At 54.6% G+C, this 16,110-nt stretch carries 13 protein-coding genes and 1 tRNA gene; all 14 read left to right on the top strand.

Features of this window, described 5'->3' with window-relative positions; translation table 11 throughout:
- Positions 1-93 (top strand): EF-Tu C-terminal domain-related protein (locus tag G367_RS26900; protein WP_020411129.1); only part of this gene is annotated, 93 nt, incomplete at its 5' end.
- A 101-nt stretch (positions 94-194) separates the two neighbouring features.
- Positions 195-270: transfer RNA gene (locus tag G367_RS0100485), tRNA-Trp, on the top strand.
- A gap of 117 nt (positions 271-387) precedes the next feature.
- Entirely contained in the window at positions 388-756 is a 369-nt protein-coding gene (secE, locus tag G367_RS0100480; protein WP_020411128.1) for a preprotein translocase subunit SecE, read from the top strand.
- A gap of 10 nt (positions 757-766) precedes the next feature.
- Positions 767-1,300, top strand: a complete 534-nt coding sequence (gene nusG / locus G367_RS0100475; protein WP_026304859.1) for a transcription termination/antitermination protein NusG — start codon at positions 767-769, stop codon at positions 1,298-1,300.
- A 158-nt stretch (positions 1,301-1,458) separates the two neighbouring features.
- Positions 1,459-1,890: a 50S ribosomal protein L11 gene (gene rplK, locus G367_RS0100470; protein WP_020411126.1), complete on the top strand. Its 432-nt coding sequence runs from the start codon at positions 1,459-1,461 to the stop codon at positions 1,888-1,890.
- Positions 1,891-2,586: a 50S ribosomal protein L1 gene (gene rplA / locus G367_RS0100465; RefSeq protein WP_020411125.1), complete on the top strand. Its 696-nt coding sequence runs from the start codon at positions 1,891-1,893 to the stop codon at positions 2,584-2,586.
- A 280-nt stretch (positions 2,587-2,866) separates the two neighbouring features.
- Entirely contained in the window at positions 2,867-3,361 is a 495-nt protein-coding gene (rplJ, locus tag G367_RS0100460) for a 50S ribosomal protein L10 (RefSeq protein WP_020411124.1), read from the top strand.
- A 77-nt stretch (positions 3,362-3,438) separates the two neighbouring features.
- A complete protein-coding gene (rplL, locus tag G367_RS0100455) occupies positions 3,439-3,807 on the top strand; it encodes a 50S ribosomal protein L7/L12 (protein ID WP_020411123.1) in 369 nt (122 codons plus the stop codon).
- Between the two features lie 297 nt (positions 3,808-4,104).
- On the top strand, positions 4,105-8,178 hold the full coding sequence (gene rpoB / locus G367_RS0100450; protein ID WP_020411122.1) for a DNA-directed RNA polymerase subunit beta: 4,074 nt from the start codon (positions 4,105-4,107) through the stop codon (positions 8,176-8,178).
- Positions 8,179-8,309: 131 nt separating this feature from the next.
- On the top strand, positions 8,310-12,539 hold the full coding sequence (gene rpoC, locus G367_RS0100445) for a DNA-directed RNA polymerase subunit beta' (protein ID WP_020411121.1): 4,230 nt from the start codon (positions 8,310-8,312) through the stop codon (positions 12,537-12,539).
- A 249-nt stretch (positions 12,540-12,788) separates the two neighbouring features.
- On the top strand, positions 12,789-13,163 hold the full coding sequence (rpsL, locus tag G367_RS0100440) for a 30S ribosomal protein S12 (RefSeq protein ID WP_020411120.1): 375 nt from the start codon (positions 12,789-12,791) through the stop codon (positions 13,161-13,163).
- 110 nt (positions 13,164-13,273) lie between these two features.
- Positions 13,274-13,744, top strand: a complete 471-nt coding sequence (gene rpsG, locus G367_RS0100435; RefSeq protein WP_020411119.1) for a 30S ribosomal protein S7 — start codon at positions 13,274-13,276, stop codon at positions 13,742-13,744.
- A gap of 90 nt (positions 13,745-13,834) precedes the next feature.
- Positions 13,835-15,940 (top strand): elongation factor G, encoded by a 2,106-nt coding sequence (gene fusA, locus G367_RS0100430; RefSeq protein ID WP_020411118.1) that lies wholly within the window; start codon positions 13,835-13,837, stop codon positions 15,938-15,940.
- A 75-nt stretch (positions 15,941-16,015) separates the two neighbouring features.
- The coding region (locus tag G367_RS22725; protein ID WP_010791028.1) for a GTP-binding protein at positions 16,016-16,110 on the top strand (95 nt) is incomplete at its 3' end.

Genomic DNA, 16,110 nt, shown 5'->3' with positions numbered 1-16,110 from the left:
GCTCCGATCGCCATGGAAGACGGCCTGCGTTTCGCTATTCGCGAAGGTGGTCGTACCGTAGGTGCGGGCGTTGTTGCTAAGATCATCGAGTAATCTTTGATCTTCGTGCCACCGAGGTTCCTTGGCGGTGCACCAGATGAGAGGGCAGGCTATAGTCCTCTCCATCTTCGAGTGTTAAAGCACTCGTGATGTACAGGCCAGTAGTTCAATTGGTAGAGCACCGGTCTCCAAAACCGGCTGTTGGGGGTTCGAGTCCCTCCTGGCCTGCCATTTTCAATCACTCCGCTTAGGATAAGCTTAGGGGTGTCGCGAAACCCTGCTTATGAGTGGGGCTTTTGTGTTTTTGAGCACTAGGGGCTTATCTGTAGTGCGCTAAGGGCTTCATATATGAATGCTAAAGCAGAAGCGAAAACCTTTCGTCTTGACGGCCTAAAGTGGCTGCTGATAGTGCTGTTGGTTGGCGGTGCTGTCGCGGGCAACTCTTATTATGCCGAATTCCCGTTGATCTACCGCGTGTTGGCAGTTACTGCCATCTGCTTGGTCGCTCTGGTTGTGGCAGTAAATACCGCCAAAGGCAATGCTCTCTGGCAACTGTTGCGCGAGGCGCAAACCGAGGTCAGGCGCGTGGTTTGGCCGACCCGCCAAGAGGCAACCCAGACCACAGTGATTGTGGTGGTTTTTGTATTGATTATGGCGTTAATTCTCTGGGCGCTGGACTCCGCATTAGGTTGGGCGGCATCCAAACTCATCGGCTAAAGGTTGATACATGTCAAAGCATTGGTATGTGGTCCAGGCTTACTCGGGATATGAGAAGCGTGTTGCCAGCTCCCTAAAAGAGCGAATTGAGCTGCACGAAATGGATCACCTGTTTGGTGAAGTGCTGGTTCCCACCGAAGAAGTGGTGGAGATGCGAGCAGGACAGAAGCGTAAAAGTGAGCGTAAGTTCTTCCCCGGCTATGTTCTGGTGGAAATGGAACTGAATGATGATACCTGGCACCTGGTAAAAGAAACTCCACGTGTGCTCGGTTTTATCGGTGGTAAGGCGGATAGGCCGGCGCCTATTACCGATCGAGAGGCGCAGGCTATCCTGAATCGCATTGATGATTCTGTCGATAAGCCGAAGCCCAAAACACTGTTTGAGCCTGGCGAAATGGTTCGGGTTATCGACGGTCCGTTTAATGATTTCAATGGTGTGGTTGAAGAAGTTAACTACGAGAAGAGCCGCTTGCGCGTAGCAGTGTTGATTTTCGGACGCTCCACCCCGGTTGAGCTGGAATTTAGCCAGGTAGAAAAGACCTGATTCCAGTATATTTTTTTGCCCTCTTTCGCCGCGAGGTGGAAGGGGGTTTTCGCGTCCCCGAAAAATAAGTTTTATTTTTGGGGTTTTGGGGAGCCGGTTCCTTTGATCATAGTGGTTAGTTGGAATGGGCGTTACCACCCATCTAGAGGAGAGCTGTAATGGCTAAGAAAGTAGAAGCTTATATCAAGCTACAAGTTAAGGCCGGTCAGGCCAATCCAAGTCCACCCGTAGGTCCTGCACTGGGTCAGCACGGCGTGAACATCATGGAATTCTGTAAGGCGTTCAATGCCCAGACCCAGAGCCTCGAGCCAGGTCTGCCAGTGCCGGTTGTGATCTCTGTTTACAGTGATCGCTCCTTCACCTTCATTATGAAATCTCCGCCTGCCGCGGTCCTGCTGCGCAAGGCTGCCAAGATCAAGAGCGGTTCCGGTCGTCCTAATACCGACAAGGTGGGCAAGGTTACCCGTGCTCAGCTGGAAGAGATCGTGGAAATGAAGAAAGCCGACCTGACTGCATCCGACATGGACGCGGCCGTGCGCACCATCGCCGGTTCCGCACGCAGTGCCGGTATCGAAGTGGAGGGTCTCTAAGTGGCTAAATTGAGCAAGCGTCAGCGCGCTATCGCTGAGAAAGTGGAAGCTGGCAAGGCTTATGGCATTGAAGAAGCTGTTGCCCTGCTGAAAGAGCTGTCCAACGTTAAGTTTGCAGAGACTGTAGACGCCTCTGTAAACCTGGGCATCGACCCGCGTAAATCCGACCAGGCTGTTCGTGGTGCGACCACTCTGCCGCACGGTACCGGTAAAGAAGTTCGCGTAGCTGTTTTCACCCAGGGTGCAAATGCTGACGCCGCTAAGGAAGCGGGCGCTGACCTGATCGGTATGGATGAGCTGGCTGCCGATGTTAAAGCCGGCAAGATGGACTTCGACGTAGTAATCGCTTCTCCGGATGCGATGCGCGTAGTTGGCCAGCTGGGTCAAATCCTCGGCCCGCGTGGCCTGATGCCGAACCCGAAGACTGGCACTGTAACTCCAGACGTTGCCACTGCTGTTAAGAATGCCAAAGCTGGTCAGGTGCGTTTCCGCGCTGACAAAGGCGGCATCATCCACGGCGGTATCGGCAAGGTAGCTTTCGATGCAAATGCACTGAAAGAAAACCTGGAAGCCCTGGTTGCCGACCTGAAGAAAGCCAAGCCGGCTTCCGCTAAGGGCGTGTACCTGAAGAAGATCACCTTGAGCACCACTATGGGCCCGGGCTTGGTTATCGACCAGTCTTCTCTGACCATCTAATTATGGCAGTGCAGCCCTCTGGGGCTGTATGCCGAAATGAACTTTGGGGTCCACTTGATGCTTCGGCAGAAATGTGGGCCGTCAAAGACCGTAGGTGCCCGGTGCGTTGAGGTTTAACGTGTCTGGCTTAATCCAAACCTCGGCCAGGTTGGTCGCTAAGAGGTTTGAGCCTACGCAGACGGTGTCGCCCAAACCAGTATTTTTTGCTGGATTTGAGCTTTATGCACCGGAACGGATCGGACGGTTAAGTCCGATTTTTTTCAAATCCAGGAGTGACACTATGGCTATTGGACTCGAAGACAAGAAAGCGATTGTCGCAGATGTCCAGCAAGCTGCTGAGGGTGCTCTGTCTGCGGTAGTTGCGGATTCCCGCGGCGTAACCGTGAATGACATGACTGCCCTGCGCAAAGAGGCTCGCGAGAACGGCGTTTGGTTAAAAGTCGTCCGCAATACTCTGGCGCGTCGCGCTCTGGCAGGAACCGATTACGAATGTCTGACCGACAAATTCGTAGGTCCCAGCATCATTGCATTTTCCAACGAACACCCGGGTGCCGGTGCGCGCATCCTGAGCCAGTTCGCCAAGGGCAATGACAAGCTGGAACTGAAAGGTGCTGCCTTCGAAGGCGCGATCACCGACGTCGCACTGTTGGCAAGCCTGCCGACATACGACGAGGCGATCGCCAAGCTGATGAGCGTGTTGAAAGAAGCATCTGCTGGCAAGCTGGTTCGCACTATTGCGGCCGTTCGCGACCAAAAAGAGCAGGAAGCTGCATAATTTTTTCGCAAGAGCGAATCGCAGCTTCAAAACGAAATACGAGCAGCTACTGCTCAAACCAATTCAGGTAATGACTCATGTCTCTGACTAAAGAAGATATCATCAACGCTGTTGCTGAAATGTCCGTTAAGGACGTTGTTGAGCTGATCGAAGCGATGGAAGAGAAGTTCGGTGTAACTGCTGCTGCAGCAGTTGTAGCCGGTCCGGCTGGCGGCGAAGCAGCTGCTGAAGAGAAAGACTCTTTCGACGTGATCCTGACCTCTGCAGGCGACAAGAAAGTGAACGTGATTAAAGCTGTTCGCGGCATCACTGGCCTGGGCCTGAAAGAAGCCAAGGCATTGGTTGACGGCGCTCCGAGCCCGCTGAAAGAAGGCGCAACCAAAGACGAAGCTGAAGCCGCTAAGAAAGAGCTGGAAGAAGCTGGCGCAACTGTAGAACTGAAGTAATTCAGTTGTTGCGATTCCCGCTAGCAGTCGCGTAAAGCGGCAGGTAGCGGTAAGGCTGGTGGACTTTGTCCGCCGGCCTTTTTGCCGTTTGCGGTACTGAGGTTTTTAGTGGTGCCGGCGGAAGGAAAAACCGTGGCAAACCTCATTTAACCATAGCGCAGCCATGCTGCCTAAAAGCAAGCGGAGAGGTTTCTGATCAGTACAGCCCAAACTGTGTTGCTCAGAGGCTTCTCGCCCGGAGGAACTCCCGAATGGAGTTCCACGAAGTCTTGTCACTGATCAAGCTGGGGAATTTGAATGGCTTACTCATATACTGAGAAAAAACGTATCCGCAAGGATTTTGGCAAACTGCCTAAGGTCATGGATGTGCCCTTCCTGCTTGCGATACAGCTGGATTCATATCGCAATTTTACACAGGCCGACAAGCGCCCAGATGACCGCCTGGATGTTGGCCTGCAGGCGGCGTTTAAATCTGTATTTCCAATTGTCAGCTATTCCGGCAATGCCGCCCTGGAGTACGTGAGCTATACGCTGGGTAAGCCGGCTTTTGATGTAAAAGAGTGCACCCTGCGCGGTGTCACTTACGCGTGCCCACTGCGCGTGCGAGTACGCCTGATTATTTACGATAAAGAGTCTGCGAATAAGTCCATCAAGGACATCAAAGAGCAGGAAGTGTACATGGGCGAAATCCCGCTCATGACCGACAACGGTACTTTTGTAATCAATGGTACTGAGCGGGTAATCGTATCCCAGTTACACCGTTCCCCGGGTGTATTTTTCGATCACGACAAAGGCAAGACTCACTCCTCCGGTAAGCTGTTGTACGCCGCACGAGTTATCCCTTACCGTGGATCCTGGTTGGATTTCGAGTTCGATCCGAAAGATCTGGTATTCGTACGTATCGACCGTCGCCGCAAACTGCCAGCGACGATTCTGTTGCGTGCACTGGGTTATAGTTCCCAGGAAATGCTGGAGATGTTCTTCGAGACCAGCAGGTTTGAGCTGCACGAGGATCACGTCAGCCTGGAACTGATCCCTTCTCGCTTGCGTGGTGACGTTGCCTCCTTTGATATCAAAGATGACCAGGGCAAGGTGATTGTGGAAGAGGGGCGTCGTATCACTCCGCGCCACATTCGCCAGCTGGAAAAGGCCGGTGTTGAGAAACTGGAAGCACCCCTGGAGTACCTGTTTGGCCGCACCTTGGCCCACGATATTGTCGATGAATCCACCGGCGAAATTGCGGTCGAGTGTAATACCGAGATCACTGCAGAAGTGATCGCGCAGTTGCGTGTGCTGAATATCAAGCAGTTCGATACTCTGTACACCAATGACCTGGACCGGGGACCGTTTATCTCCGATACCCTGCGTGCAGAGCCCTCCCGCACTCAGCTGGAAGCGCTGGTGGAGATCTACCGCATGATGCGCCCGGGAGAGCCACCTACCAAGGAATCTGCGGAGTCCCTGTTCGAGAACCTGTTCTTTACCGACGAGCGCTATGACCTGTCTGCGGTTGGCCGCATGAAGTTCAACCGCCGCCTGGGCCGTGAAGATGAAACAGGCCAGGGCACCCTGAGCAAAGAAGATATCGTTGATGTGCTGAAAATGTTGATCGATATCCGCAACGGACAGGGTATGGTGGACGATATTGACCACCTGGGTAACCGTCGCGTGCGTTCCGTAGGTGAGATGGCTGAAAACCAGTTCCGCGTTGGCCTGGTGCGTGTTGAGCGCGCGGTCAAAGAGCGCCTGTCCATGGCAGAGTCTGAAGGCCTGATGCCGCAAGACCTGATCAACGCCAAGCCGGTAGCAGCTGCCGTTAAAGAGTTTTTCGGTTCCTCACAGCTGTCTCAGTTTATGGACCAGAACAACCCGCTGTCGGAAGTTACCCACAAGCGCCGTGTTTCCGCATTGGGCCCGGGCGGCCTGACGCGCGAGCGCGCCGGCTTTGAGGTACGAGACGTACACCCTACGCACTACGGCCGCGTATGTCCTATTGAAACACCGGAAGGACCGAACATCGGTCTGATTAACTCCCTGGCGACTTACGCCCGTGCCAACCACTATGGCTTCCTTGAGAGCGCCTACCGCAAAGTGGTTGATGGCAAGGTTACCGACGAAATCGAGTACCTGTCTGCGATTAACGAGGCCAACTACGTAATTGCCCAGGCGTCTGCTGCTGTTGATGATGAAGGCAATTTCACCGATGACCTGGTGAGCGTGCGTCACCAAAATGAATTCGCCCTGAAAGCGCCGGGTGAAATTCAGTATATGGATGTATCCGCTAAGCAGGTGGTTTCTGTAGCTGCGGCAATGATTCCTTTCCTTGAGCACGATGACGCCAACCGTGCATTGATGGGATCGAACATGCAACGCCAGGCGGTTCCAACCCTGCGTGCTGAAAAGCCGTTGGTGGGTACCGGTATGGAACGCACTGTGGCGCGTGACTCCGGTGTGTGTGTGGTAGCCAAGCGCGGCGGTGTGATTGAGCGTGTAGATTCCAGCCGCGTTGTAGTGCGAGTGGCTGATGCTGAGGTTGAAGCCGGTGATGCAGGTGTGGATATCTACAACCTGACCAAGTACATCCGCTCCAACCAGAATACCTGTATTAACCAACGCCCGATCGTAAGCACCGGTGATCGCGTTGAGCGCGGTGACATTCTTGCCGATGGCCCGTCTGTTGATCTGGGTGAGCTGGCACTGGGCCAGAATATGCGCATCGCATTTATGCCCTGGAATGGCTACAACTTTGAGGACTCCATCCTTATCAGTGAGCGTGTTGTACAGGAAGACCGCTTCACCACCATCCATATTCAGGAGCTGACCTGTATTGCCCGTGATACCAAGTTGGGCAGTGAGGAAATCACCGCGGATATTCCTAACGTGGGTGAGTCTGCGCTGAATAAACTGGATGAATCCGGCATCGTGTATATCGGTGCGGAAGTGGGCCCCGGCGATATTCTGGTGGGCAAGGTAACTCCGAAAGGTGAAGCACAGCTGACTCCGGAAGAGAAGCTGCTGCGCGCAATCTTCGGTGAGAAAGCCTCCGACGTTAAGGACACCTCCCTGCGTGCGCCTAGCGGCACCCGCGGTACCGTGATCGATGTACAGGTGTTTACCCGCGACGGTCTGCAAAAAGACCAGCGTTCCATCGATATCGAGAAAGCCCAGTTGGATGAGGTTCGCAAGGACCTGAACGAAGAATACCGCATTGTTGAAGCCGCTACTTTTGAGCGCTTGCAGAAGGCATTGCAAGGCCAGAAAGCCGCTGGTGGTAAAGGTATCAGCAAAGGTCAGGAACTGACTGCTGAAGTGCTGGGTGCGCTGCCACGCGAAGACTGGTTCAAGCTGCGTATGGAAGAAGAAGGCTTGAATGATCAGCTGGAAAAGGCGGAAGCTCAGTTGAAAGAGCGCCGTAAGCTGCTGGACGAAGCCTTCGAAGACAAGAAGAAGAAACTGGAGTCCGGCGATGACCTGGCTCCAGGCGTATTGAAAATCGTTAAGGTCTACCTGGCGATCAAGCGCCGCATCCAGCCGGGCGACAAGATGGCCGGTCGCCATGGTAACAAGGGTGTGATCTCCGTAATCAAGCCCGTTGAGGATATGCCGTACGACCAAAACGGTGAGCCGGTAGACATCGTTCTGAATCCACTGGGGGTTCCCTCGCGGATGAACGTCGGGCAGGTTCTGGAAATGCACTTGGGCATGGCGGCTAAAGGCCTCGGCGTTAAAGTCGACAAGATGATTAAGGAGCAGCAGGAAATTGCCAAGGTACGCGGTTTCCTGGAAGAGGTTTACAACTCCACCGGTGGTCGCCGTGAGGAGCTGGAAACCCTGTCCGATGAGGAAGTCATGGGAATGGCGCACAACCTGCGTCGCGGTGTGCCTATGGCAACTCCCGTATTCGACGGTGCCGATGAGAGCGAAATCAAGCAATTGCTCCGCCTTGCGGATATCCCAGATTCCGGACAGATTACTCTGCACGACGGCCGTACAGGCGATGCCTTTGAACGTCCTGTGACTGTGGGCTACATGTACATGCTCAAGCTGAACCACCTGGTGGACGACAAGATGCACGCGCGTTCCACTGGTTCCTACAGCCTGGTTACCCAGCAGCCACTCGGCGGTAAGGCCCAGTTCGGTGGTCAGCGTTTCGGGGAGATGGAGGTCTGGGCACTGGAAGCTTACGGTGCGGCTTACACCCTGCAGGAAATGCTCACAGTTAAATCCGATGACGTGGAAGGTCGTACCAAGATGTACAAAAACATCGTGGACTCTGACCACCGTATGGAGCCCGGCATGCCGGAATCCTTCAACGTGCTGGTTAAGGAAATCCGTTCTCTCGGTATGAACTTCGAGCTCGAGCACGAGTAAGACCGATTTGTGCAGCAGCCTGTTAGCAGGCGAATTGAGACAAGTGCCGGCGTCCCTGAATGCAGTAGGGCACCGGCCCATCCGGCACAGCTTGTCTGCCGGGTTGACTATCCCCTAGTGGAGGAAAGGCCTTGAAAGATTTATTAAATCTGGTGAAGTCCCAGGAGCACCTGGAAGAGTTTGATGCGATCCGCATCGGTCTGGCCTCGCCGGACATGATTCGCTCCTGGTCCTACGGCGAAGTGAAGAAGCCGGAGACCATTAACTATCGTACCTTCAAGCCAGAGCGCGAAGGTTTGTTCTGTGCCAAGATCTTTGGTCCAGTGAAGGATTACGAGTGCTTGTGCGGTAAGTACAAGCGCATGAAGCATCGCGGCATTATCTGTGAGAAGTGTGGCGTTGAAGTTACCAAGGCCAAAGTGCGCCGTGAGCGTATGGGCCACATTGAGCTGGCTAGCCCGGTTGCGCATATCTGGTTCCTGAAATCCCTGCCGTCCCGTATCGGCCTGCTGCTGGATATGACCCTGCGTGATATCGAGCGTGTGCTGTATTTTGAATCCTACGTGGTAACCGAGCCCGGCATGACCACCCTGGAACGCGGCCAGCTGCTAAATGACGAGCAGTACTTCGAGGCGATGGAAGAATTCGCCGATGAATTCGAAGCAAAGATGGGTGCCGAAGCGATCCAGGAGTTGATGAGTGACATCGAATTGCCTGCTGAGATTCAGCGTCTGCGTGAAGAGATCCCGGCTACCAACTCCGAGACCAAGATCAAGAAACTGTCCAAGCGCCTGAAGCTGCTGGAAGCTTTCTACAAGTCCGGCAATAACCCCGAGTGGATGGTAATGCAGGCACTGCCTGTTCTGCCGCCGGATCTGCGCCCACTGGTACCGTTGGATGGTGGCCGCTTTGCGACCTCCGATCTGAACGACCTCTACCGCCGTGTGATTAACCGTAACAACCGCCTGAAGCGCCTGCTCGAGTTGAATGCGCCAGATATTATCGTGCGCAACGAAAAGCGTATGCTGCAGGAATCTGTGGATGCGCTGTTGGATAATGGTCGTCGCGGCCGTGCCATCACAGGCTCTAACAAGCGCCCGCTGAAGTCCCTGGCGGACATGATTAAAGGTAAGCAAGGTCGTTTCCGTCAGAACCTGCTGGGTAAGCGTGTTGACTATTCCGGTCGTTCCGTAATTGTGGTCGGTCCGACCCTGCGCCTGCATCAGTGTGGCCTGCCCAAGAAAATGGCGTTGGAGCTGTTCAAACCGTTTATTTTCGGCAAGCTCGAAGCCCGAGGCCTGGCCACCACCATCAAAGCTGCCAAGAAAATGGTAGAGCGCGAGGAAGCGGTCGTTTGGGATATTCTCGACGAAGTTATCCGCGAGCACCCGGTACTGCTTAACCGTGCCCCGACTCTTCACCGTCTGGGTATCCAGGCGTTTGAGCCGGTACTGATTGAAGGTAAAGCAATCCAGCTGCACCCGCTGGTTTGTGCCGCCTATAACGCCGACTTCGACGGCGACCAGATGGCAGTACACGTACCGCTGACTATTGAAGCGCAGCTGGAATCCCGCGCGCTGATGATGTCCACCAACAATATCCTGTCGCCCGCAAACGGTGAACCGATCATCGTACCTTCCCAGGACGTGGTGCTGGGTCTGTATTGGATGACCCGTGAGCGTGTAAATGATAGAGGCGAGGGCATGTTCTTCTCCGATATCAAGGAAGTGAGCCGCGCCTTCTACGCCAAGCAGGTTGGCTTGCAGGCGAAAGTCAAGGTGCGCATCCGCGAGAAGATTCTTGGTGAGGATGGGGAGAAGCACGAGAGTATCTCTGTACAGGACACCACTGTCGGCCGTGCGCTGCTTTGGAACATCGTACCGGAAGGCCTACCGTTCGAGCTGGTTAACCAGCCGATGAAAAAGAAATCCATTTCTCGTGTGCTTAACGAGTGCTACCGCAAGGTGGGCCTGAAGGCGACAGTTATTTTCGCTGACCAGCTGATGTACACCGGTTTCGATTTCTCTACAAAGTCCGGTTCCTCCATTGGTGTGAATGACTTTGAAATCCCAGCTGCTAAGGCCGACCTGATCGGCGCTGCTGAAGCTGAAGTAAAAGAGATTGAAAGCCAGTTTGCTTCTGGTCTGGTAACCCAGGGTGAGAAGTACAACAAGGTTATCGATGTTTGGTCCCGTACCAACGATAAGGTAACCCAGGCAATGATGGCGGGGATCAAGAAAGAGAAGGTGATCGATCGCGAGGGTAAAGAAGCCGAGCAGGATTCCTTCAACTCTGTATACATGTACGCCGACTCAGGCGCACGGGGTTCTGAGGCGCAGATTCGCCAGCTCGCTGGTATGCGTGGTCTGATGGCTCGTCCAGATGGTTCCATTATTGAGAACGCCATTACCGCGAACTTCCGTGAAGGTCTGACTGTACAGCAGTACTTCATCTCGACCCACGGTGCTCGTAAAGGTCTGGCGGATACCGCACTGAAAACCGCTAACTCCGGTTACCTGACTCGCCGCCTGGTGGATGTTGCTCAAGACGTGGTAATCACTGAAGTGGATTGTGGCACCGATGATGGTCTGACAATGGCGCCGGTAATTGAGGGTGGTGACGTAATCGAGTCTCTCGGTGACCGTATCCTCGGCCGTGTTGTAGCCCGCGATGTCCTCAAGCCTGGTAGCGATGAAATTGCCGTTCCCGCTGGCACTATGATCGACGAGAAGTGGGTAGAGCGCATCGAAGCCATGGGTATCGATGAGGTTCTGGTTCGCTCCCCGATCAGCTGTACCACCGCCCACGGTATTTGTGCCCAGTGTTACGGTCGTGACCTGGCCCGTGGCCACCGCGCCAACCCAGGTGAGTCTGTGGGTGTTGTTGCCGCACAGTCTATCGGTGAGCCGGGCACTCAGCTGACCATGCGTACCTTCCACATTGGTGGTGCTGCGAGCCGTGCTTCTGCAGCGGACAGTATTCAGGTGAAGCTGGGCGGTACCGTACGCCTGCACAATGTGAAGACAGTGAAAACCGAAGCCGGCACTCTGGTAGCGGTTTCCCGCTCCGGTGAGTTGGCTATTGCTGATGGTGCTGGCCGCGAGCGTGAGCGCTATAAGCTGCCTTACGGCGCTGTGATCAGCGTTTACGAAGGTGCTGAGGTAGACGGTGGCCAGATTGTGGCCAAGTGGGATCCGCACACCCACCCGATCATCACCGAGGTTGCCGGTTGGGTGAAGCTGTCCGGTATGGAAGACGGTCTCTCTATTCGCAAGCAGACTGATGATATTACCGGTCTGTCCTCTATTGAGGTAATCGATCCGGCCGAGCGTCCGGCAGCGGGTAAAGACCTGCGTCCTGCAGTAACCCTGGTTGATGAAAATGGCGAAGAGCTGACTCTGGCTAACAGTAATGCGCCGGCGCACTACGCATTGCCGCCGCGCGCCATCCTCAGTCTGGCTGAAGGCAAACAGGTGAACGTGGGTGACGTTATCGCGCGTATTCCGCAGGAATCCGGTGGTACCAAGGATATCACCGGTGGTCTGCCGCGCGTTGCCGACCTGTTCGAGGCCCGTAAGCCGAAAGAGCCGTCTATCCTGGCGGAAATCTCCGGTACTGTTTCCTTCGGTAAAGAGACCAAGGGCAAGGTTCGTCTGCAGATTACTCCGCGCGACGGCAAGCCTCTGGCCAACGGTAAGGATCACTACGAGGTTCTGATTCCGAAGCACCGTCAGCTGACTGTGTTCGAGGGTGAAACCGTAGAAAAGGGTGAGGTTATCTCCGATGGCCCGTCAAACCCGCATGACATCCTGCGCCTGAAAGGTGTGGAAGAGCTGGCACGCTACATCACCAATGAGATCCAGGAAGTTTACCGTCTCCAGGGTGTAGGCATTAACGATAAGCACATCGAAACGATTGTGCGTCAGATGTTGCGTAAAGTGGAGATCACCGAGATGGGTGACTCCGGCTTTATTAAGGGCGATCAGGTTGAATACCAACGCGTGATAGAAGAGAACGAACAGCTGCGTGCCGAAAACAAGCAGCCTGCGCAATTCGAGCGTCTGTTGCTGGGTATCACTAAAGCCTCTTTGGCCACCGAGTCCTTCCTGTCGGCGGCTTCGTTCCAGGAGACTACTCGCGTTCTAACTGAAGCGGCGGTAACCGGCAAGGAAGACAGCCTGCGCGGTCTGAAAGAGAACGTAGTAGTGGGTCGCCTGATTCCGGCAGGTACTGGTCTGGCCTACCACAGCGAGCGCAAGCGCAAGCGCAGCCTGCAGTTGGAAGAGAGCTTCAGTGAAGGTCCTTCCGCAGCAGAGGTGGAAGCGGCCTTGACCGAGGCCTTGAAGTCCTCTGGCGAATAAGGTGTATTCCCACTCTGCCTTGCCGGCGGAGTGGGGTATATCCAGGCATTTCGGTGCCGAGTGAGATTGGCGACTGTCTGTGATGTAAGCACTTACTTCCGTCGCCGATTGACTAGGCGGGTTGTCGCTTATAGAATGCGGCCCCCGCTGATGTGGGGTGTTTCGTCCGGCCTTCGAGTCGGCGCTACACACAGACGACAGGCCCTCACTGTAAGAGGTGGGGGCATTTTATTTTTGGAGTGATTTTTAATGGCAACGATCAACCAGTTGGTTCGTAAGCCGAGAAAACGCAAAGTCGAAAAAAGCGACGTTCCCGCTCTGCAGGCCAGCCCGCAGCGTCGTGGAGTTTGCACTCGCGTGTACACCACTACACCGAAGAAGCCGAACTCCGCACTGCGCAAAGTTTGCCGTGTGCGTCTCACCAACGGTTTCGAAGTAACTTCGTACATCGGTGGTGAAGGCCACAACCTGCAGGAGCACAGCGTGGTACTGATTCGCGGCGGTCGTGTAAAAGACCTGCCGGGTGTGCGTTACCACACTGTACGCGGTGCACTTGACTGTGCCGGCGTAAACGACCGCAAGCAGGGCCGTTCTAAGTACGGCGCCAAGCGTCCTAAAGGTTAATCTCCTTTAACGATTTGCGTTTCGGTTTCCAACCGGAGTAAGGCTGAGCTCGCCGGATTGTAAGGTTTTACGGCGGCGTCTCAGAATAACCCTGAAGAGAGGCAATACCCATGCCGAGAAGACGAGTAGTCGCCAAGCGCGAAGTACTACCCGATCCCAAGTTCGGGAACGTCACCCTGGCCAAGTTCATGAACCATGTCATGATCAGCGGCAAGAAGTCAGTAGCAGAGCGTATCGTATACGGTGCCCTGGAGACTGTTTCTGAAAAAATGAACAAAGACCCTATCGAAGTATTTGAGGAGTCTTTGGAAAACATCGCGCCTATGGTGGAAGTTAAATCCCGCCGTGTTGGTGGTGCGACCTATCAGGTGCCTGTAGAAGTGCGCCCCTCGCGCCGTATGGCTCTGGCAATGCGTTGGTTGGTGGAGTTCTCCCGCAAGCGCGGCGAGAAGTCCATGGCTCAGCGCCTGGCCAATGAAATGATCGATGCAGCTCAGAACAAGGGCGGTGCGGTCAAGAAGCGTGAAGATGTACACCGCATGGCGGAAGCCAACAAGGCGTTCTCTCACTACCGCTTCTAAGTCTGATGATTACCAACATCGGAAATTAATACCGAAAGGCAGCACGGAAATTTCCAGGCTGCCTTTTGCCGTTATATCGAGGATACAACTGTGGCACGTAAAACGCCTATCGCACGTTACCGCAACATCGGTATCTGTGCCCACGTAGACGCCGGTAAAACCACCACTACTGAGCGCGTACTTTTCTACACTGGTCTGTCCCACAAAATTGGTGAGGTGCACGAAGGCGCCGCAACCATGGACTGGATGGAGCAGGAGCAGGAGCGTGGTATTACCATCACTTCCGCTGCAACCACCTGTTTCTGGGCCGGCATGCAGCAGCAGTTCGACCAGCACCGCGTAAACATCATCGACACCCCGGGACACGTTGACTTCACCATTGAAGTAGAGCGCTCCCTGCGCGTACTCGACGGCGCGGTTGTTGTTCTGTGTGGTTCCTCTGGTGTTCAGCCTCAAACTGAAACCGTTTGGCGCCAGGCGAACAAATACGAAGTACCGCGCATGGTATTCGTCAACAAGATGGACCGCGCCGGTGCGAACTTCCGCAACGTTGTGAGCCAGCTGAAAGACCGTCTGAACGCAAACGCTGTACCGCTGCAAATGACCATCGGTGCTGAGGACGAGTTCAAGGGTGTTGTTGACCTGGTGAAGATGAAAGCCATCATCTGGAACGAAGCAGACCAGGGCATGACCTTTGAATACGCTGACATCCCCGCTGAGCTCCAGGACGAGTGCGACGAAATGCGCGAGTACCTGGTAGAAGCGGCGGCTGAAGCCAGCGAAGAGCTGATGGAGAAATACCTGGAAGAGGGTGAGCTGACCGAAGACGAGATCAAGGCAGCTATCCGCCAGCGTACTCTGGCCAACGAAATCGTTCCGGTTCTGGGCGGCTCCGCCTTCAAGAACAAGGGCGTACAAGCTGTACTGGACGCAGTTATCGAATACCTGCCGGCGCCGACTGAAGTTAAGGCGATCGAAGGTACTCTGGAAGACGGCGAAACCGTTGAGACCCGCGAAGCGGATGACGAGGCTCCGTTCGCCGCTCTGGCGTTCAAAATTGCTACCGACCCCTTCGTTGGCACCCTGACTTTCTTCCGTGTCTACTCCGGTAAGCTGGAGAGCGGTACTGCGGTATACAACTCCGTAAAAATGAAGAAAGAGCGCGTTGGCCGTATGGTGCAGATGCACTCCAACGACCGTCAGGAAATTAAAGAAGTATTGGCTGGCGACATCGCAGCTGCGATCGGTCTGAAGGATGTAACCACTGGTGACACCCTGTGTGCCGAGAGCAACAAGATTGTTCTGGAGCGTATGGAGTTCCCAGAGCCGGTAATTTCTGTTGCGGTTGAGCCCAAGTCCAAGCCGGACCAGGAAAAAATGGGTATTGCCCTCGGCAAGCTGGCCCAGGAAGACCCGTCTTTCCGTGTGAAGACCGACGAGGAAACCGGTCAGACCATCATCTCTGGTATGGGTGAGCTGCACCTGGACATCATCGTCGACCGTATGCGTCGCGAGTTCAACGTTGAAGCGAACATCGGTAAGCCTCAGGTTGCCTACCGTGAAGCGATCCGTAACACCTCTGAGATCGAAGGCAAGTTCGTTCGTCAGTCCGGTGGTCGCGGTCAGTTCGGTCACGTATGGGTGAAATTTGAGCCCGCTGAAGACGAGTCCCAGGAAGGTCTGGAATTTGTTAACGAAATCGTGGGTGGTGTTGTACCTAAGGAATACATCCCGGCGGTATCAAAAGGTATCGAAGAGCAGATGCAAAACGGTGTTCTGGCTGGCTACCCGCTGCTGGGCCTGAAGGCAACTCTGTACGACGGTTCCTACCACGATGTGGACTCCAGTGAAATGGCGTTTAAAATCGCCGGCTCCATGGCGACCAAGAAGCTGTCCTCTGTGGGCGGTGCAGTACTGCTTGAGCCGATGATGAAGGTGGAAGTGGTAACTCCGGAAGAGAACATGGGTGACGTGGTTGGTGACCTCAACCGTCGTCGTGGCCTCATTCAGGGTATGGAAGACAACCCCGCTGGTAAGGTTGTAAACGCGGAAGTACCTCTGGCAGAGATGTTCGGTTACGCAACCGACCTGCGTTCTGCTACTCAGGGCCGTGCTACCTACACCATGGAGTTCCTGAAGTACGCCGAAGCGCCGAAAAATGTTGCCGATGAGATCATCGCAAAGAACAAGGCCTAATTAACTTCTGCTCAAAAGGGCCTCAGTGAATGGCTGAGGCTTCTTTGGCAAACTTTTAGCTAGAGGACATCTAAGATGGCAAAAGAAAAGTTTGAACGTTCCAAGCCCCACGTGAACGTGGGCACCATCGGTCACGTTGACCACGGTAAAACCACCCTGACCGCTGCTCT

This window comes from Microbulbifer variabilis ATCC 700307 (genome assembly GCF_000380565.1).
Lineage (GTDB): Bacteria > Pseudomonadota > Gammaproteobacteria > Pseudomonadales > Cellvibrionaceae > Microbulbifer > Microbulbifer variabilis.
Note: the sequence above shows the minus strand (reverse complement) of the source record. Positions and strands in the feature narration are given on the sequence as shown.